This window comes from Natrarchaeobius versutus, from assembly GCF_041205745.1.
Taxonomy (GTDB): Archaea; Halobacteriota; Halobacteria; order Halobacteriales; family Natrialbaceae; genus Natrarchaeobius; species Natrarchaeobius versutus.
In genome coordinates this window covers 40,839-58,390 of the sequence record NZ_JBGFCC010000010.1, presented here as the reverse complement: position 1 = coordinate 58,390, position 17,552 = coordinate 40,839, and the positions used below count along the sequence as shown (strand labels likewise).

Annotated in this window: 14 protein-coding genes and 1 tRNA gene; 7 read left to right on the top strand and 8 right to left on the bottom strand. The window is 63.1% G+C overall.

Annotated features, from left to right (window positions below):
- Positions 1 to 28 precede the first annotated feature (28 nt).
- Positions 29 to 685 carry a helix-turn-helix domain-containing protein gene (locus tag AB7C87_RS19920; RefSeq protein ID WP_369731258.1) on the bottom strand — a complete coding sequence of 219 codons (657 nt, stop codon included), beginning with the start codon at positions 683 to 685 and terminating at the stop codon, positions 29 to 31.
- Positions 686 to 736: 51 nt separating this feature from the next.
- On the opposite strand from AB7C87_RS19920, the gene AB7C87_RS19915 reads away from it, so the two are divergent.
- The 3 genes from AB7C87_RS19915 to AB7C87_RS19905 all read left to right on the top strand — a co-directional run bounded on the left by AB7C87_RS19915 (position 737) and on the right by AB7C87_RS19905 (position 4,191).
- Positions 737 to 1,192 (top strand): hypothetical protein, encoded by a 456-nt coding sequence (locus AB7C87_RS19915; protein WP_369731257.1) that lies wholly within the window; start codon positions 737 to 739, stop codon positions 1,190 to 1,192.
- 919 nt (positions 1,193 to 2,111) lie between these two features.
- Positions 2,112 to 2,330 (top strand): HalOD1 output domain-containing protein, encoded by a 219-nt coding sequence (locus AB7C87_RS19910; RefSeq protein ID WP_369731256.1) that lies wholly within the window; start codon positions 2,112 to 2,114, stop codon positions 2,328 to 2,330.
- A gap of 385 nt (positions 2,331 to 2,715) precedes the next feature.
- Positions 2,716 to 4,191, top strand: coding sequence for a hypothetical protein (locus AB7C87_RS19905; RefSeq protein WP_369731255.1), 1,476 nt, complete (start codon positions 2,716 to 2,718; stop codon positions 4,189 to 4,191).
- 125 nt (positions 4,192 to 4,316) lie between these two features.
- Here AB7C87_RS19905 and AB7C87_RS19900 read toward each other — a convergent pair whose 3' ends face one another.
- Together AB7C87_RS19900 and AB7C87_RS19895 are read right to left on the bottom strand one after the other, a co-directional pair.
- Complete coding sequence (locus AB7C87_RS19900; protein WP_369731433.1) at positions 4,317 to 4,934, bottom strand: anthranilate synthase component II; 618 nt, start codon at positions 4,932 to 4,934, stop codon at positions 4,317 to 4,319.
- Between the two features lie 121 nt (positions 4,935 to 5,055).
- Complete coding sequence (locus AB7C87_RS19895; protein ID WP_369731254.1) at positions 5,056 to 6,693, bottom strand: anthranilate synthase component I family protein; 1,638 nt, start codon at positions 6,691 to 6,693, stop codon at positions 5,056 to 5,058.
- Between the two features lie 190 nt (positions 6,694 to 6,883).
- On the opposite strand from AB7C87_RS19895, the gene AB7C87_RS19890 reads away from it, so the two are divergent.
- Together AB7C87_RS19890 and AB7C87_RS19885 are read left to right on the top strand one after the other, a co-directional pair.
- Positions 6,884 to 7,330: a GtrA family protein gene (locus AB7C87_RS19890; protein ID WP_369731253.1), complete on the top strand. Its 447-nt coding sequence runs from the start codon at positions 6,884 to 6,886 to the stop codon at positions 7,328 to 7,330.
- 66 nt (positions 7,331 to 7,396) lie between these two features.
- Positions 7,397 to 7,471 (top strand) — tRNA-Met (locus AB7C87_RS19885).
- A gap of 270 nt (positions 7,472 to 7,741) precedes the next feature.
- Here the strand turns inward: AB7C87_RS19885 and AB7C87_RS19880 are convergent.
- Both AB7C87_RS19880 and metG read right to left on the bottom strand, forming a co-directional pair.
- On the bottom strand, positions 7,742 to 7,894 hold the full coding sequence (locus tag AB7C87_RS19880; RefSeq protein WP_149082910.1) for a C2H2-type zinc finger protein: 153 nt from the start codon (positions 7,892 to 7,894) through the stop codon (positions 7,742 to 7,744).
- 184 nt (positions 7,895 to 8,078) lie between these two features.
- Positions 8,079 to 10,193: a methionine--tRNA ligase gene (metG, locus tag AB7C87_RS19875; RefSeq protein ID WP_369731252.1), complete on the bottom strand. Its 2,115-nt coding sequence runs from the start codon at positions 10,191 to 10,193 to the stop codon at positions 8,079 to 8,081.
- A gap of 435 nt (positions 10,194 to 10,628) precedes the next feature.
- Between metG and AB7C87_RS19870 the strand changes: the two genes are divergently transcribed.
- Positions 10,629 to 11,993: a sodium-dependent transporter gene (locus tag AB7C87_RS19870; RefSeq protein WP_369731251.1), complete on the top strand. Its 1,365-nt coding sequence runs from the start codon at positions 10,629 to 10,631 to the stop codon at positions 11,991 to 11,993.
- Between the two features lie 32 nt (positions 11,994 to 12,025).
- Here the strand turns inward: AB7C87_RS19870 and AB7C87_RS19865 are convergent, their stop codons facing one another.
- Complete coding sequence (locus AB7C87_RS19865) at positions 12,026 to 12,358, bottom strand: hypothetical protein (RefSeq protein ID WP_369731250.1); 333 nt, start codon at positions 12,356 to 12,358, stop codon at positions 12,026 to 12,028.
- A 157-nt stretch (positions 12,359 to 12,515) separates the two neighbouring features.
- On the bottom strand, positions 12,516 to 13,601 hold the full coding sequence (gene mfnA, locus AB7C87_RS19860) for a tyrosine decarboxylase MfnA (RefSeq protein WP_369731249.1): 1,086 nt from the start codon (positions 13,599 to 13,601) through the stop codon (positions 12,516 to 12,518).
- Between the two features lie 113 nt (positions 13,602 to 13,714).
- Between mfnA and AB7C87_RS19855 the strand changes: the two genes are divergently transcribed.
- Entirely contained in the window at positions 13,715 to 15,007 is a 1,293-nt protein-coding gene (locus AB7C87_RS19855) for a glycosyltransferase family 2 protein (RefSeq protein WP_369731248.1), read from the top strand.
- A gap of 33 nt (positions 15,008 to 15,040) precedes the next feature.
- Here AB7C87_RS19855 and ppsA read toward each other — a convergent pair whose 3' ends face one another.
- Positions 15,041 to 17,416, bottom strand: coding sequence for a phosphoenolpyruvate synthase (gene ppsA / locus AB7C87_RS19850; protein ID WP_369731247.1), 2,376 nt, complete (start codon positions 17,414 to 17,416; stop codon positions 15,041 to 15,043).
- Positions 17,417 to 17,552 lie beyond the last annotated feature (136 nt).

Here is a 17,552-nt window from a genome sequence, read left to right as displayed (position 1 = left end):
CGGTGGTCTCGAGGAGACGGCTACCACTTTACTGCGGCCCGGTCAGCGAATTCATGACAGTCGCCTCGATGCGCTGGAGATGTTCAGCGACGGTTCCGAGGGCGATGTCCAGTTCCTCGGCCAGGTCCTCGTGGGTTGCCCCCCGTGGACTCTCGTAGTAACCCAGTCGGACTGCAGTGTCCAACACCAAGTGCTGTCGGTCCGTCAACATCGCCATGGGGTCCGAGTGATCCCCCCGGTAGTCACCGACTCGTTCGAGCGTCAGATCGACACCGTCCGGGAACGCTGCGAAGAACTCGCTGAGAACGGTCTCAGGACCGAATACAGTGAGTTGCACACCACGCGTGTCTCGGGTGGATCTGATCGGCCACGAGATGACAACCGCATGGTCGGACAGAAGCGACATCAGTTCGTCGAGGAGCGGCGCAGTATCGTACTGGAGATACGTGATGCCGTCAGTCGTGTTCGGAATCGCAAACTGTTCGACCTGTGGACTCGTCTCGAACAGCGTCGCGGCGCGGTTCATATCACCCCGGAACTGGCTCAGTTCGGCGTACGTTCCGCCGCCGATTGGGTTGATGTAGTACGTTGCCTCGAGGTGGACATTCGGCTCAGCCGCGATGGCACTGTTGACCGGCATCAACTCCGTGTCGTTCCACCGAATCAGTACAGTTGCATATCTCATAGTTCCGTTCTCGAGGTCGTCTTTGCCCCATCAGGGACAACGCAGTCTCCCGTGATTCTCGCGGCCATAGTAATAAAGCATGCGAGAATGCTAGGAAAAACGCCCATCGACGAACAGGGGGAATACCCTCGTGTGAAACGAGAATCGACAGTTCGCACTGTTCTGTATGGGTTTGCAGTCATTGGTATGGGGTTCACGCTCGTGCTCGTCCTCGGACTGGCTGCAGACTACGCAGCTTTCGACCCGACAAGCGGTGGGTACGAGCCACCGTACGACGATTATTCCGGTGAACCAATCGACTGGGAGTCGGAGGCGTACACGACTCAGAAGGGAATGGTCAAGCCAGGGTATGTCATGGATGTCCACCTCGACTGTACGACCGGAATGCTCAGTTTCGACGTAGTAAACGGTCTGAGGGTAGATTTCCGCCCTCTGTCGGATCGTGCTATCGCCATCCACGAGCCACGAGAAGCCTGTCAAGATCGTGGATTTCACCCGGATTTCTAGTACTCCGCCAGCCGTTGACCGATGAGTGAAACCGGACAGTCGCAATCGGTTTCACTCATCCCTTCAGGCTTTTCAAAGCTCTAGTATCCTCTCAAGCGTCGACGTGTGAGTCGAATCAGACACCCCTATCGATTCGACCCACACGTTCAGGCTTGGGAAGCCACTAGCCGTCTCCGAGCCAGAGGTGAATACTTGGATCTGGTGAATCACCAGACAGCGCCGATTTGATCCGTTAGAACTAGAGAGTTGAAGCGGGAAACGGCGGATGGTTCATGTCCAAAATCTCCCGCTTCACTGGGAAAGTGGTGACGTTGGCTAAAAGTGCTGTGAGCTAGGCAAATCCAACGCCGTAGGGCGATTCACCACGGCCCCACAATCTAATTCGAACACCGTGTTCAATACGCACCTGTAGTGAGCGGATAGTTTTGTCCAAATTGGACGAAAGGAACGTCATGCGAATCGGTCTATGACACCTTCTACAAGTAGAGGAAATACGATCTGTCTCTTGCCTCTGGAACAACACTTATCAAACAAACCAGTCAGCATCCTAACGTTCTTTACGGATGATTGCGTACCCAATGAATGCGCACGAAAGTGCGCCGAGCCGGAGTCCAGCCACCAAGCATGTACTCCGGCTCAAACACTCGCCCCCGCGTAGCGGGAGCAATCCACCATTGACGATGGCGAAATAAAGACCTGCCGACGTCCCGTCGGACCGGAAGCGACTGCGTTCGGTTCGTCGCTGGGTTGCATTCTGCCGCGTCGGGGCCTGTAGACGAAAGAATCATGGCCTCGAGAATAACCATTCACTGCGATTGTGGAACCGACCTCCGCGCGACGACGACCGACGGGCCGATCACGTGCCCCGATTGTGAGTCGACGTTCGCCGCGAGAATCATCCAGCTTCCCGACGATCACGATGCATCCAGCTATTTCCACGGTACTCACACGTGTCGCGGCCCGTGATGAGTGCGATCGGACGGCGTTGCCGCCACTGTACGAGGTCGTCGACCCCGGCGCGCTGACGGCGATCCTCGAGTCCGGCGCGAACGTCACCGTCCGCTTCGCGTACGCCGGCTACCTGATCGTGATCGACACCGACCCGCTCGAGGTGGAGATGATCGACGAGGAACGCTGACGACTCGGCCATCGGTATCGACGGGGAACGCTGACGACTCGGCCATCGGTATCGATGGGGAATCGTTCACTACTCCCTCGAGTCGGTAAACTGTCCAGGGGTGTGTTATTGAATCGGTCCCGTACCCCCTGTGTGACGATTTATCAGCGGTCGAGGCGGATACCCATGGCCCTTGAGGTCTGGATTATTGACCATCTGATACGTACAGGAAAGCATTACCGGAGCAGTTATCGATCTATCCGAACTCTGCCGAACGTCGTCTGCTGGATATAGAGCGTGTATTCAGCAGCTTCAGTATTCACATCTCGGTAACTCACTGTCGGTAACTCACTGGTATTTGAAGACAACAGTTAATACTTCTCGAATATTCTAATATATGATCATAATGAAAAACACTACGACAACCCGCCGGAGCGTTCTTGCCACAGCTGGATTAGCCACTGTGGGCGGGCTCGCAGGCTGTATTGATCAAGTCGCTGCGAGGACCACGAACACCGGCGCATCACCCGCTGCCATGTTTGGCGGGATTCGAGACGACCAGTTAATCCCCGTTACAGCTGGAGACACCATCCGATTCTCCCCGACTGTTCGTGTCGAAGAACAGTTTCTCTCCGGGGATATCGAACTCGAAGCGTGGATGACGAACGCGAAAGTCGCCCCTGCAAACGATTACAACTCCGTACGCTCGAATAAGTGCTGTCCTCCTGCGGTCGGTCGCATTCCCGATGAAGACGACGAAGATGACGAATCCGATGAAGACGACCAGACCAGTAATTCGACCGAACGATTACAACGGCTAACAGGTGCGAGTGATGACGAGATACGTGGGATGTACGAGTATCTCGAAGGCGAGCCCGTGTTGGGTGAACGGTGTGTCATCACGCTTCCGGATGCACGGGCACCACGAGGCGGACCGAGTATCGAGTCGTTGGTTACTCCGAATAGCCTGATCGAGTTCGTCACCGGCCGAGCGGATGGTGAAGGAACTGTCTACTCGTGGGGGAGTAATGAATACGAGACGGCTGTCGCCGAACAGGAAGACGATGACGACGATGACGACGATGAGAACGAATCGTGCACACAGCATACCGGAGGCTTGTCAACTGAGCAGTCGGTATACTGCTGGGGTCACACTTCTACGACGGCGATTTCTGGACCAACCCACACGGACGGTACTCTCGACGCACTCGCGTCCGACTCAGGCGTTGTCGTGGTGAATGTGACAAACAGGCCCCCGACGGCTACTGACGAGAAGTCGATGATTGGCGTGACCGCTGATGGACGACCGACCGACGTCGATGGGCTGGATGATTGGGGGCGCGAAAGTGGCCCTTCGTCATCCACTTCAACCGTGGTCTGTCAAGTCCTCGTGCAACCGGCTGGGTGTCCGTGTCCGTTCCCCGCGCTGTTACACGTCCAGCGCCACAAGAACAACGACCAGTACCTCTACTCGTGTGGATGGGTAATCGATGAGTCCTGTCTCTACGAGGACTCGACGACCGTGCTGACGGGGATTGGAAGGGGTCGCGGGGGCGGTGCAGGAAAGGCAAGTATCCAGGACATCAATATATCTAGATCTGGTGGTGTCCACGGGGACGACATTCGGCGCGTGTTGCCAGACGACGTTTCACCGGCTGGGTCACAGATGTTCTCAGGGCGCCTCGACCGAGCGGTTCGTTCAGGAATCATCCCCGACGGCGAGCTTGCCGAGAAAGTTGCACAAACCGTGTCCTCGGACGGTGACGTGTACTGTTCGTGTTACCCGTTCGATGGACATTGTCTGCACCTCGTGGACGACGGGAATACGTCCAACACGGTGATGTTCAAGGCCGGAGCCGAACTCTCGAAGAGCGTCAATTAGCCTCCGCCCGCTCGTCCTGTTCTATCTCAGATCCTATGTGTACGTTCTGTGCTGTGTAATAACTACCTTCCATAGATGGGGCCACATCTCAGTGGCACGTTCTCGCCCAGTATTCAGCACGACTCTCACTCGATATGAGAGGCGAATCGACAGAAGTTCTCGATCATCCGTTTGCCGACCCGAAGCGAGATGCCGTCGCCACTCGAGGCGTCGTCGTGCCCTCGCGTGAGAATCGATTCGGGGTGGAACTGGACGCCGACGTGGGGGTTCTCGCGGTGACGAACCGCCATCAGGACGCCGCGCTCGTCGGTCGTCCGCGCCGTCTCGAGGAGCGAATCCGGCAGGTCGGTGCGGTCGACCGCCAACGAGTGGTAGCGGCCGACCTGGAACGTCTCGGGGAGCCCCGAAAAGATCCCGTCGCCGTCGTGGGAGACGACCGATGGTTTCCCGTGGACGACCTCCGGCGCGTGGACGACGGGTGCGCCGTTTGCCGCACACAGCGCCTGGTGGCCGAGACAGACGCCGAGGATGGGATACTCCGTCTCCCGAAAGAGCGGGATCGAGATCCCCGCCTCCTGTGGGGTACCGGGCCCCGGAGAGACGACGATTCCGGTCGGCTCGAGGTCGCGAACGCCCTCGAGATCGATCTCGTCGTTGCGCCGGACGATCACCTCGTCGGCAACTTCGCCGACGTACTGAACGAGGTTGTACGCGAACGAGTCGTAGTTGTCGACGACCAGCAACCGTTTGCCGCGGTCACTCGCTGTCGCTCGGTCCCTGGCACGATGAAAACCCTGCCTCCCTCCCTCCGATCGGTCGTTGGGCCGCTCGCTCGCCAATGCTCGCTCACGGGTGCCGTGCTCATCACTCACGTTCCTCACCTCCGCCGGCCTCGAGCCCCAGCCCCGCCCGCTCGCCCAGCGCGTCGTCGACGGCGGTGATGAGCGCCCGCGCCTTGTCCAGGGTCTCGTCGTACTCGCGGTAGGGCTCGGAGTCGTGGACGATACCGGCCCCGACCCGGAGGTGGTACTCCGCGCCGTGGCGGACGAGCGTCCGGATGACGATGTTGAGCGTCGCACGGCCGTCGAAGCCGAAGATCCCGACGCCGCCCGTGTAGGGGCCGCGACGCGTCGCCTCGAGTTCGTCGATGATCTCCATCGTCCGCGGCTTGGGCGCGCCGGTGATCGTCCCCCCGGGGAACGTCGCGGCGATGGCGTCGGCGAGTGTCGCGTCCGGGCGGAGCCGGCCAGTGACGTTCGAAACGAGGTGCATCACCTCCGAGTAGCGGTCGATTCGGCGGTACTCCTCGACCTCGACGGAGCCGTACGCACAGACTTTCCCGAGGTCGTTTCGCTCGAGGTCGACCAGCATCGCGTGTTCGGCGCGTTCTTTCTCGTCTGCCAGCAGGTCCGCCTCGAGGTCGGCGTCCGCTTCGGGCGTCTCGCCCCGCGGTCTGGTCCCCGCGATCGGTTCGGTCCGGACGAAGTCGTCGTCGCCCGCTCGGGGTTCCCGTTCGCTCGAGTTTGCGTCCGAGGTGTGCGAACGTGACGAGCGTGGCTCCCCGCGCTCGAGCAAGAGTTCGGGGCTCGCGCTCACCAGGTCGGCGGCGCGAAACTCGAGCAGACAGGAGTAAGGTGCGGGGTTGACCCGCCGGAGGGCGTCGTAAGCGGCGACCGGGTGGACCGCGGCGGGCGCAACCAGCCGCTGGGAGATGTTCGTCTGGAACGTATCGCCGTCGCGGACGTACTCTTTGACCCGCCGGACCCGGTCGGCGAACGCCTCGCGGCCGCAGTCGCTCTCGAAAGTCGCCTCCGCGGCCTCGACGAGCGGCTCGCCGACGGCTGGATCTCCCTCGAGCGCCCGGCGTGCGAGTGAAAGCGCCCGTTCCCGGCCGCGTTCGTAGGCCGCCTCGAGCGTCGCGTCGTCGAGTTTTCCCGCCGTTACGCTGTCGGCCTCGGTGCGGTCGATCCGTGGACAGGCCGTCACTCGGAGCGTTACCTCGCCGTCGGTCGGCTCCGTCCAGGCCGCGAGCGCGTCGTAGACGCGCACCTCGAGTCGTGGCAGTCCGCGATCGTCGACGGCCGACTCGGGGAGATCCTCGAGTTCACGAGCGACGTCGTAGGAGAGCCAGCCGACGGCGCCACAGGGGTAGGGAACCTCACAGTCGCCACGGACGAGTTCGGTCGAATCGAGCACTCCCTCGAGCGCGGCGAGCGTCGGCGGACTGTCGTCATCGTCCCGCGTCGCCGCCTCCGGTCCGACGGTGAGCCGGTCGACCGGATCGACGCCGAAGTACCCCCAACCGGGCTGGCCGCCGGTCGTCTCGAGGTAGGCGCCGTCGTCGTCCTCCTCGCGCGCTCGGCGATAGGCGAAGAACGGATCGTCGACGGTGAGACGGGCTTCGACGGGAATTCGAATCGGGGGGTCCATATCGTCGGTGTCGGTCCCGCGAGCGGCGGCTCGAAACGACTCGAGCGTCGTGACGACCCGCGGCTCGTTCATATCAGTCGAGACGAAGTGGAAGGGTAATCCTCTTGCGGTTTTCGCACTTTTCACCGCGGTCGTCTCCGTCGGAACTCGATCAGCACTCGAGAGCGCGAGCGGCCGGTCGGGTGTCCCCTCACTACGTCGCTCGAGTCAGCACGCTTTTGCGGCGGTAGCCGGTTTACACGAACGAAGGCGACAGCTCACGATGATCGATTCAGTCGTCGAAGCCGTCCAGATGCGGACTCGAGCCCTGTTGTCGGCGACGCGGCTGACGCAGTTTGCCGGCGTCGGCTTCGTCGGTGCGACCGTCGATTTCGTTGCCCTCTACACGCTCGTCGAGTGGACGGCGCTCGGTCCCGTCGCCGGAAAGGCGATCTCGTGGGAGCTATCGATCGTCGTCATCTTCGCGATCAACGAACGCTGGACGTTCAGCGAGTTCGGCTCCGTCGGCCCTCGAGCGCTCGGGAGGCGATTTCTCCGTTCGAACGCGGTCCGATTCGCCGGCTTTCTCGTGACGATTTCGGTACTTACGGGACTGGTATACGGCTTCGGGGTCTGGTACCTGGCGGCGAACGCGGCCGGCGTCGGGATCGGTTTCTTCGTCAACTACACCTGTGAAAGTCTCTACACGTGGAAGGTACACCGTGACTAGCGCCACAAACCCCCACACGGCACCCGAATCACAACCCTTAACTACGGTACTCGGTTAGATTGAGTCAGCGGGATGGGATAGCCAGGAGATTCCGGCGGGCTCATAACCCGCAGATCGGTAGTTCAAATCTACCTCCCGCTACTTTTCGACGCGAACAATAACTCCGAGCGTAGCGAGGAGTGTCGTGAGCGTCGAAAATAGCGTAGTGGTAGTTTGAACTAGACGGCACCCGAGCGAAGCGAGGGTGACGGCGTAGTTCAAATCTACCTCCAGCCACCGATTCTGTATCGACTCGTCATAACGCATAGCGACGCCGACTGTTCGCATCCGCTCGAGCGACCACTTGGGTTCACTCGAGCAACCGAAAAATCGTCGTCTCTCGCGATCTGATTCACAAATCCGTCGGGTCGATCAGTGTGCCGCGTGGACGTGATCGCGAAGCGAGTCGCGATCGTCGAAGGCTTCGTTGCAGACGGCGCAGGTGTCGTGGTGCAACGGGAGGTGTTGGGTGAGCGCCGCAACCGATTCGAACTCCGCGTCACAGGACGAGCAGGTGTGAGTCATTGCGATTGAACTAGCCGCGCCAGCGTACAAAAAAGGGCCTTACAACTCCCCCAGCCGGGTTGGCTCTCTCTAACAATCGATCCGAAGAGATTGTGAAACTGCTTCGAGTGGATCGTCATCGTCGTGACCTCCTCGCGAGCGAAACGTCGTCGGCCCGCTCGAGTGACTCGATGCGGACGCGTGGCTACCGGATCTTCTCGCCGATCGCGGCGTCGTCGTGGGTCGTCAGCAGGTCAGCCTGGTCTCCGGCGGCGAGGATCATCCCGTTGGACTCGACGCCGAACAGTTCGGCGGGCTCCATGTTCGCGAGCAGGATGCACTTCTCGCCGGGGAGTTCCTCGAGGTCGTGGAGCTGTTTGATGCCGGCGACGACCTGTCGGGTCTCGAAGCCGATGTCGACCTCGAGGCGCGCGAGGTCGTCAGCGCCGTCGATTCCCTCGGCGGTTTCGATGCGGCCGACGCGGATGTCTACGTCCTGGAACTCCTCGAAGCCGATGCGCTCTTCGAGTAAGGGCTCGAGGTCGTCGGTGTCAGCGTCCGTCATGTCCTCGGCTTCGTTCGATGGGGTGTCGTCGCTTTCGGTTTTCGCTTCGTCTCCGTCCGCGTCGTCCTCGTCGTCTGTCGCCGCTTCGACGCGCTCCTCGAGTTTCTCGGTGAGTTCGTCGACGCGGTCGTCTTCGATCTTCTCGAAGAGTTCACCGGGTTCCGCGAAGTTTCGCGGCGGCGCCGCCAACGCGTCCTCGAGGTGGGCGTCGGCGACGGTGCCGTCCTCGCCGATCTGCTCCCACAGCGCCTGGGATTTGTCGGGCGTGATCGGCTCGAGCAGGACGGCGACGGCTTTGGCGATCTGGACGCAGTCGCGGATGACCTGTGCGGCCGCCTCGGGATCCTCGTCGGTGAGCTTCCAGGGTTCGTTGCGCTGGATGTACTCGTTGCCGAACTGCGCTAAGCGGACGGCCGCCTGACCGATGCCACGAAGCGAGTAGTCGTTGACGCTTTCTCGAACCTCGCCGATGGCCCCCTCGATGCGCTCTTCGACCTCCTCGGAGACGTCCGCCTCCGGCGTCCCCTCGTAGTTGCGGTAAGCAAAGAGAAGCGAGCGGTACCAGAAGTTGCCGACCGTCCCGACGAGTTCGCCGTTGACCTTCTCCTGGAAGGCGTCCCAGGAGAAGTCGACGTCCTGCTGGAGGCCGCCGGTGGTCGTCAAATAGTACCGAAGCAGGTCGGGATGGAATCCCTCCTCGAGGTACTCTTTCGCCCAGATCGCCCGGTTGCGGCTGGTCGAGAGCCCCTTCCCGTTGATGGTGATGAAGCCGGTCGCGGCGACGCCGCGGGGCGCGTTGTACTCTGCGGCCTCGAGCATCGCGGGCCAGAAGATCGTGTGATGCTGGATGATGTCGCGGCCGATGACGTGGACGATTTCGCCCTCGCCCGTCCAGACCTCCTCCCAGTCGTACTCGTCTGTGCCGACGCGTTCGGAGTACTGCTTCGTCGAGGAGACGTACTCGATCGGCGCGTCGACCCAGACGTAGAGGACGATGTCTTCGTCTTCCTCGCCGGGATAGTCGATCCCCCACTCCATGTCGCGGGTGAGACACCAGTCCTGAAGCCCCTCTTCGATCCACTGGCGGGGCTGGTTGCGCGCGTTCGAGGTCCCCTCTAAGTCGTCCAAGAACTCGGTGAGGTAGTCGGCGAACTCGGAGACGCGGAAGAACTTGTGGGTGCGCTCGCGGTACTCCGCGGGGTTGCCCGTGCGGACGCTCGTCGGGTTCTCGATCTCACCCGGCTCTAAGTGGCGCTGACAGCCCTCGTCACACTCGTCGCCGCGGGCTTTCGCGCCACAGTAGGGACAGATTCCCTCGACGTAGCGGTCGGGGAGGTAGTCGTCGGCCTTTGGATCGTAGGCGACGACGACCTCGTCCTCGTAGACGTAGCCGTTCTCGTCCAGTTTGCGGACGATCTCTCGGGTGAGTTCGGTGTTGGTCTCGTCGTGGGTGTGGCCGTAGTTGTCGAACTCGACGTTGAACTTGGGGAACGTCTCCTCGTACTGTTCGTGCCACTCGAGTGCGAACTCGGCGGGGTCGACGCCCTGTTTCTCGGCGTTGACGGCGACCGGCGTGCCGTGCATGTCGGAGCCGGAGACGTACGCCGTCTGCTGGCCGAGCGTCTCGAGGGCGCGCGAAAAGGCGTCCGCGCCGATGTATCCGCGGAGGTGACCGATGTGGAGGTCGCCGTTGGCGTAGGGCAACCCGCAGGTCACGACCGCGGGGCGGTCCGTCGGAAACTCGTCGGTGCTCATATGCGTGTGGTGTCGGTGGCGGGCGTAAAACCCGCCGGTTTTCGATCGCGAGTCGGTTCTCGAGCGATGGTCGTCGCTCCGTCGGTTCGGAGACAGCGTGCAGGGTTTCGACGCCGCGTAGGCCCGTATGACCGGGTGAGTTTCGGCGCCTCCGCCGTGCAGAACAGTCGCTATGGGCGCATCGAGTGCGGGCGGCGGACGCCTCGAGGTGCCATACGTACCACAGGGTGGTCGACCGAGCGGAATAACTGTTGTGCATTCGAGGGAAGCCAGTGCGGGCGTCTGGGGGACCGGTGACTGTACTCCGAGAGTGTGGCCGAAATCGTTTCCGACGAGTACGGCGGCGGAAGTATCGTCGGACTAGACCAGGAAAACGGAAATTACCCCCGGCGACAGTCACGGGTGGTTTTGGCGTGGGGCGTGCGTTCGCACGTCATGAGTTCGGTCGAGATACCTCGGGAGACGTGGGCGACGCGGATCGGGTTCATATTCGCCGCGGTCGGTAGCGCGGTCGGCCTGGGAAACATCTGGCGGTTCCCGTTCCAGGTCGGACAGGAGGGCGGTGCCGCCTTTCTGGTGATGTATCTCCTTTTCATCCTCGCCGTCGGCTTCCCCGCGATGCTCGTCGAGTTCGTCGTGGGCCGCTACACCGAGCGCAACCCGGTCGGCGCGCTCCGCGAAATTGGTACCGGTGCGTGGCGCTACGTCGGCTGGATCTTCATCGCGACGGGCTTCGTCATCCTTTCGTACTACAGCGTCGTCGCGGGCTGGACGATCCGGTATACGATTCTCGGACTCCAGGACGGCTATCTTGCCGACGCCGGTGAGGCCGAAGCCCAGTTCGTCAGCCTGGCCAGCGGCCTCGACGCAATCTTCCTCCACGCCGTCTTCATGGGCGCCGTCGTCCTCATCGTCGCCGCGGGGATCAAACGCGGCATCGAACTCGCGGTGAAAGTGATGGTCCCCGCGATCATCGTCATCGCCGTCGGGCTGGCGGCCTACGCGGCGACGCTCGAGGGTGCGGGTGACGCCTACGCGTACTACCTCTCGCCGGATCTGGGCGTGATCGCCGCGAACTGGACGAGCATCCTCCCCGCGGCGGCCGGCCAGGCCTTCTTTACGCTCTCGCTCGGCATGGGTGTGATGATCACCTACGCCTCCTACCTGGGCGAGGAGCGCAACCTCGCCGAGGACGGCGCGATCGTCATCGGCTTCGACACCGCCATCGCGTTCATCACCGGGCTAATCGTCTTTCCCATCCTCTTTACGGCCGGCGTCGACCCCGGCGATCCGGGCGCCGGGGCGATCTTCGTCTCGCTTGCGGCCGCCTTCGGCGACCTCACGCTCGGGTGGCTGATCGGCACCGTCTTCTTCGGCACCGTCGCCATCGCCGCCCTCTCGAGTGCGATCAGTCTGATGGAGGTCGTCGTCTCCTACGCCGTCGACGAACTCGAGGTCGACCGGCGAGTGGCCGCACTCGCCATCGGCGGCGGAATGTTCGTACTCGGGGTCCCCTCGGCGTACGATCTCGTCTTGCTCGATCTGTTCGATCTGTTTGCCGACCAGATCCTGCTGGTGCTCGGCGGACTCCTGTTGGCGATTCTCGTCGGCTGGATTCTCTCTGATCTCGCGGTCGAAGAACTGTCGCTCGGTATCGGCGACCTCGGCGGCTACGGCACCGCCTGGATCTGGGCCGTGCGAATTCCGGTCGTTCTGGTCTTGCTCGTCGCGCTCGCTCTCGGGGTTCTCGACTACCTCGAGTTCCTCACCGGGCCGTTCGCGGAGTGGCTCGGGGAGTGATCGGCCTTCACGAGCGACAGTCGAGTCGCAGGTTAGTTCTCGGCCGAACCGTCGACGCTCCAGACGTCGATGAGAACGCCGAGTCGACTGCCCACGAGAAGCGCGCCGCCGACGAGTACGAACCCGCCGAACGCGACCAGGAACGTCACTCCGGCGAGATCCACCACGAGAGTGACCGCCGCGCCAACCCAGGCGAGCCAGCCGATGGCCTCCCACGGCCGACCGCCGTACAGCCGCCAGATCGAAACCGAGAGCAAGAGCCCGCCGGCCGCCGCGGCGACGACGGTTCCCTCGAGTGTCGTTGCCGCGACCGCCAACGCCGCGAACCCGACGAACGCCGCGACGTCGATCCGGTCGATCGCCATATACCACACTCGAGGGCGCGACGATAAACTGGTGTCGATCGGAAAACCGGTTCGATGGTCCGGAAAAACGCGGTCGGCGACGAGACGATGGGCAGTTGTCGGACGCGGTCGCAGTCGGCGTCTCACGCGGTCGTCAGTCGACCGTCGAATACGATTCTCAGTCGTCGCTCGGAATCGGCACGCTCGCGCGGACCTCGAGTCGGTCCAGGTCGGTGACGAACGAGGCGAGCATCTCCCGGGTGACGTGGGGCATACAGACGACCCGAGTCTCGCCTGTGGCGGTCCGGGAGATGCGCCACCCCTCCGCTCGTAACGCGTCGAACGTCGACTCCGGAACGTCGGCCGCGACGAGCGGGAGCGTCGGATCGACGACCTCATACCCCCGCTTCTCGAGGGCGTCTGCGAGCCATTCGGCGTTGTTCTGCGATCGCACGTACTGGCTCCGGTAGCCCGTGGGCCACAGTTCCTCCATCGCCGCGACGGCGCTCGCGACGCCCGCGCCCGATCGGGTGCCGGTGAGCGTCGCCTGCGACGTCGACTCGAGATAGGGCGTGTCGACGGCGAGTTCGTCGAGGAGATCGGAGTCTCGGACGAGCAATCCGCCCGCGGGGACCGCGGCCTGGCCCATCTTGTGGGGATCGATCGCCATCGTGTCGACCGGAGCGTGACCGAAGTGCCAGTCGTCGTCGGTAAACGGCAGGACGAACCCGCCCCAGGCGGCGTCGACGTGCAACAGCGCGTCGACCGACTTGGCGATCTCGCCCAGTTCGGGGATCGGATCGACGCGACCGTACTCCGTGGTGCCCGCGACGCCGACGACGAGTGCAGTATCGTCGTCGACACAGGAACGGACTGCCTCGAGATTTGCGCGGTGTCGGTCGTCAGTTGGAACCACGCGGAGTTCGACGCCGAGGAGGTCGGCGGCCTTCTGAAAGCTGAAGTGTCCCGACTCGGGCACGACGACGTTCGGTCGCCTCGAGCCGGCGCGCTCGCGGGCAATCCGCACCGCCTGGATGTTCGCTTCCGTCCCACCGCTGGCGACGTAGCCGGCGGGGTCCTCGAGGCCGGCGATCTCGCCGAGCAACGCGATCGCTTTCTCCTCGAGGGCGGCGACGGCCGGGTAGGTGCGGGGATCGCCGGGATTCGTCGCGAGAAACCGTTCGGCCGCCTCGCGCGCCACCGGGTGGGGTTTCGTACACATCGACGAGAGGACCCGGTCGAACGCTTGCGGCTCGATCTTCATGTCACGTCTCTTGACGGTCGGGCGTTTATGCGTTGCGTTTGCGATTACGATCGGTTCGGCCGCTGGTTGTCAGCACGAAAAAATTGATAGAAACTCGATTGAAACGTTCGGCGATGACTCGATCGATATCGCGACTTCTCGAGCGCGGTGGAACCGTTCTCGGGGTCGCCGTGCTCCTGGTCGTTGGATTGCTTCAGGGGACCAAGATACACGCGATGACGATCGATTTCCTCGTCGTCACCGTCCGGTTCGTCGTTCTCGAGGCGCTATCCGCCGTCGTCGTGTTTACGCTGTTCGTCGGCCTCACCGGTGCGCTGTTACTGGCGGAGGTGTGGCGATCACGAGGGGCGTTCGAACCGGTCGTCGACGGTCCGCCACTGACGGCGATCGTCCCCGTCTATCGGGATCACGAGGTGATGGAGACGAGCGTCGAGAGTCTCGCCTCGAGCGAGTACGAGAACCTGAGGACCGTCGTCGTCGCCGAGCCGGACGACGAGGCGACGCTGTTGCGAGCCCGCGAACTGGCGAGTTCGTTCGAGGGTGTCGAGTGCCTGGTCAACGACCGGCCCGGGTCGAAAGCGGGCGCGATCAACCACGCGGTCGAGACGGCCGACAGCGACTATTTCGCCGTCTTCGACGCCGACGAGTGGATCGCGCCGGAGTTCCTGCCGATCGCGATGGGGCAACTGCTCGACGGCGCGAACGTCTTCCAGGGACGGCGGGTGCCACGTCCCACGGGAACCGTCGAGACGATCGCCTACTGCGAGCGGGTCGTCTTTCACGCGAGCTACAAGCTCGTCGAGCTGTTCGGATTCACCAACTGTCGGAGTTCCTCGACGGCGTTCACGCGCGAGACGTTCGACCGCGTCGGCGGCTACGACGACGTGCTCACCGAGGACCTCGACTTCGCCCACGCCTGCTATCGCGAAGGGCTCGACGTGAGGCAGGCGCGCAACTGTACTAACACGATGGAAGCGCCACACACCGTAGCGGATCTCTGGGGCCAGCGAAAACGCTGGCGCGTGGGCCAGATCGAAGTGCTACACGCCACCCTCCGGGAACTCCCTCGGGGCACCGTCGGCGTCCGCGGACTGATCTCGATCGGTCGCATGTGCTCGAGCCTGCTGGGCAGTCTGGTGACGCTCTTGCTCGTCTCGAAACTGCTCCTGTTGCTCGTCCTCGGCCTCGAGTCGGCGCTTCTTCTCCCGTTTTCCCTGCTGATCGCGACGGTTGGCCTCGTCGCGTTGCGAGACCTTCTGGACGGGCGGATCGACGGTTTCGGGTGGAGTTTCGTCTGCATCCCCCTCCTCTACCCCGCATTCGGCGTCTTGACGCTCAGATCGATCCTCGAGTACGCCTTCAGCTGGGACGGGAGCTGGTACCGCGTCGAGAAAACGGGCAGTTGAGAAGTGTCGGTGGACGAACCCGAACGGCGTCCGTCAGCGGACCGACTCGAGCAACAGCTTCTGTTCGACCCGTTTGACTTCGTGTTGGACGTCGCGGACGGCGTCGATGTTCGCGGAGATCGAACTGACGCCTTCGTTGACGAGGAAGTTGACCATGTCGGGTTTCGAGCCGGCCTGGCCGCAGATACTCGTGTCGACGTCGTGTTCGCGACAGGTCTCGATGACGTTCCCGATCAGCCGCAAGACGCCGGGGTGGAGTTCGTCGAAGCGGTCGGCGACGTGTTCGTTGTTGCGATCGACTGCGAGCGTATATTGGGTGAGGTCGTTCGTCCCGAAGGAGGCGAAGTCGATACCCGTCGCAGCCAGTTCCTCGGCACAGAGCGCCGCCGCCGGCGTTTCGATCATGACGCCCCACTTTCGTTTGTCGGGGTCGATGCCCGCTTCGGTCAGCTGTCGTTTGGCGAGGTGGACGTCCTCCGCGTCGTTGACCAGCGGGAGCATGATTTCGACGTTGTCGTAGCCCATCTCGTACAGTCGCCGGAACGCCTCGAGTTCGTGGGCGAAGACGTCGGTCCGGTCGAGCGACCGCCGGATGCCGCGGTAGCCGAGCATCGGGTTGTGTTCGGCGGGTTCGTCGGCGCCGCCCTCGAGTTCGCGGAACTCGTCGGTCGGGGCGTCGAGCGTGCGGACGCGAACGGGGCGGGGATAGAACTCGTCGGCGACGCTTCGGATCCCCTGGACGAGTTCGTTCGTGTAGGCGTCGGCGCCGTTTTCTTCGATGAACTTCTCGGGGGTCTGGTTCAGCGAGAGGATCATGTGCTCGGTCCGCAGGAGTCCGACGCCGTCGGCGCCGGTTGCGGCCGCGCGTTCGGCGGCTTCGGGGATCGAGACGTTGACTTTCACCTCCGTCGCCGTCATCGGCTTGACCGGCGACTGCGGACGGACTTCTTCGACGGGTTCGGTCTCCTCTTCGGGTTCGACCTCGGCTCCCTCGAGGACGGCCCCGCGTTCCCCGTCGAGCGTGACGACCTGGCCATCATCCAGGACGGTCGTCGCGTTGGTCGTCCCGACGATGGCGGGGACGCCGAGTTCACGCGAGACGATCGCGGCGTGGCTGGTCATCCCGCCCTCGTCGGTGACGATCCCCGAAGCGCGTTTCATCGCGGGCACCATGTCGGGCATCGTCATCTCGGTGACGATGACGTCGCCTTCGCTGACCTTGGCCAGGTCGTCGAGCTTGGTGACGATCTTCGCCGGCCCGCTGACGATGCCGGGACTCGAGCCGAGCCCGTCGACGACGATTTCGCCGGCGTCGGCGTCGGAAGCCGAGGCGTCGCTCCCCTGTGTCGACTGGACGCCCCCGCTTCCGTCGGTGACGCCGGCGACCGGATCGTCCGCACCCTCGAGTGGATCGGAGACAGTGCTGGCGCCCTGGTCGGTCTCGTCGATCGTGGTGATCGGGCGCGACTGGAGCATGAACACGTCGCCATCGACCATCGCCCACTCGACGTCCTGGGGCTCGCCGTAGTGGTCCTCGACGCGTTCTCCGAGGTCGACGAGCGTGCCGATCTCGTCTTCGTCGATAACGCGTTCGTTTCGCCTGTCCTCGGGAACCGCTCGTTCGACGGTTTCTCCCGTCTCCGCGTCCTTTACGTGCATCACCTTCTTTTCGGCGACGGTGACGTCGACCGATCGGTCCTCGCGGTCGAGGACGTAGTTGTCCGGCGAGACGGCGCCGGAGACGACGGCCTCACCGAGGCCCCACGCCGCCTCGATGATCATCGTCGGATCGCCGGTCGAGGGGTGGCTGGTGAACATCACGCCGGATTTCTCGGCGTCGACCATCTGCTGGACGACGACGGCGATGTTGACCGTCGAGTGGTCGAACCCCTGCTCCTGGCGGTAGTAGATCGCCCGCTGGGTGAAAAGCGACGCCCAGCACTCGCGGACGCGCTCGAGCAACCGGTCCCCGGTCACGTTGAGAAACGTCTCCTGCTGGCCGGCGAAGGAGGCGTCCGGAAGGTCCTCCGCGGTGGCCGACGAACGGACGGCGACGAACGCCCCACCGTCGTCCGCGGAGTCGTCGCCGGCGTCCGTCCCTACCTCGTCGTACGCGGCGAGGATCTCCTCCCGGAGGTCGTCGGGAAACGGCGTCTCGAGGATTAGTTCCTGTGCCCGGTCGGCGGCCTCGGCGAGGGCGCTCGAGTCGTCGGCGTCGACGTCGACGGCGGCGAACAGTTCGTCGTCGATGCCGGCCTCCTCGATGAACGATCGATACGTGCCGGCGGTCACGACGAATCCCGGCGGGACGGGTAGACCCGCACCCGTAAGTTCTCCCAGGGAAGCACCTTTCCCGCCGACCGTCTCGAGGTCGCCGGCACCGATCTCGTCCAGCCAGAGTACAGCCATCTCTACTTGCGTGGACATGAGAGTGAATAAAGAAGGTTGCGAACGACCCCCGGAAATCGGTACTCGCGAACGAATGAGAATCCAGCGAGGGCGGCGATGTTTGCCGACCGGGTGGAGGCGAACGGCTGTCTGTCAC

Excerpts from the sequence above, each read along its gene's own strand:
- AB7C87_RS19910 (WP_369731256.1), top strand. The coding sequence starts at position 2,112 with ATGCATCCAGCTATTTCCACGGTACTCACACGTGTCGCGGCCCGTGAT.
- AB7C87_RS19880 (WP_149082910.1), bottom strand. The coding sequence starts at position 7,894 with ATGACTCACACCTGCTCGTCCTGTGACGCGGAGTTCGAATCGGTTGCG.
- AB7C87_RS19865 (WP_369731250.1), bottom strand. The coding sequence starts at position 12,358 with ATGGCGATCGACCGGATCGACGTCGCGGCGTTCGTCGGGTTCGCGGCG.
- AB7C87_RS19855 (WP_369731248.1), top strand. The coding sequence starts at position 13,715 with ATGACTCGATCGATATCGCGACTTCTCGAGCGCGGTGGAACCGTTCTC.
- AB7C87_RS19870 (WP_369731251.1), top strand. The coding sequence starts at position 10,629 with ATGAGTTCGGTCGAGATACCTCGGGAGACGTGGGCGACGCGGATCGGG.
- metG (WP_369731252.1), bottom strand. The coding sequence starts at position 10,193 with ATGAGCACCGACGAGTTTCCGACGGACCGCCCCGCGGTCGTGACCTGC.
- ppsA (WP_369731247.1), bottom strand. The coding sequence starts at position 17,416 with ATGGCTGTACTCTGGCTGGACGAGATCGGTGCCGGCGACCTCGAGACG.
- AB7C87_RS19905 (WP_369731255.1), top strand. The coding sequence starts at position 2,716 with ATGAAAAACACTACGACAACCCGCCGGAGCGTTCTTGCCACAGCTGGA.
- mfnA (WP_369731249.1), bottom strand. The coding sequence starts at position 13,601 with ATGAAGATCGAGCCGCAAGCGTTCGACCGGGTCCTCTCGTCGATGTGT.
- AB7C87_RS19895 (WP_369731254.1), bottom strand. The coding sequence starts at position 6,693 with ATGAACGAGCCGCGGGTCGTCACGACGCTCGAGTCGTTTCGAGCCGCC.
- AB7C87_RS19890 (WP_369731253.1), top strand. The coding sequence starts at position 6,884 with ATGATCGATTCAGTCGTCGAAGCCGTCCAGATGCGGACTCGAGCCCTG.
- AB7C87_RS19920 (WP_369731258.1), bottom strand. The coding sequence starts at position 685 with ATGAGATATGCAACTGTACTGATTCGGTGGAACGACACGGAGTTGATG.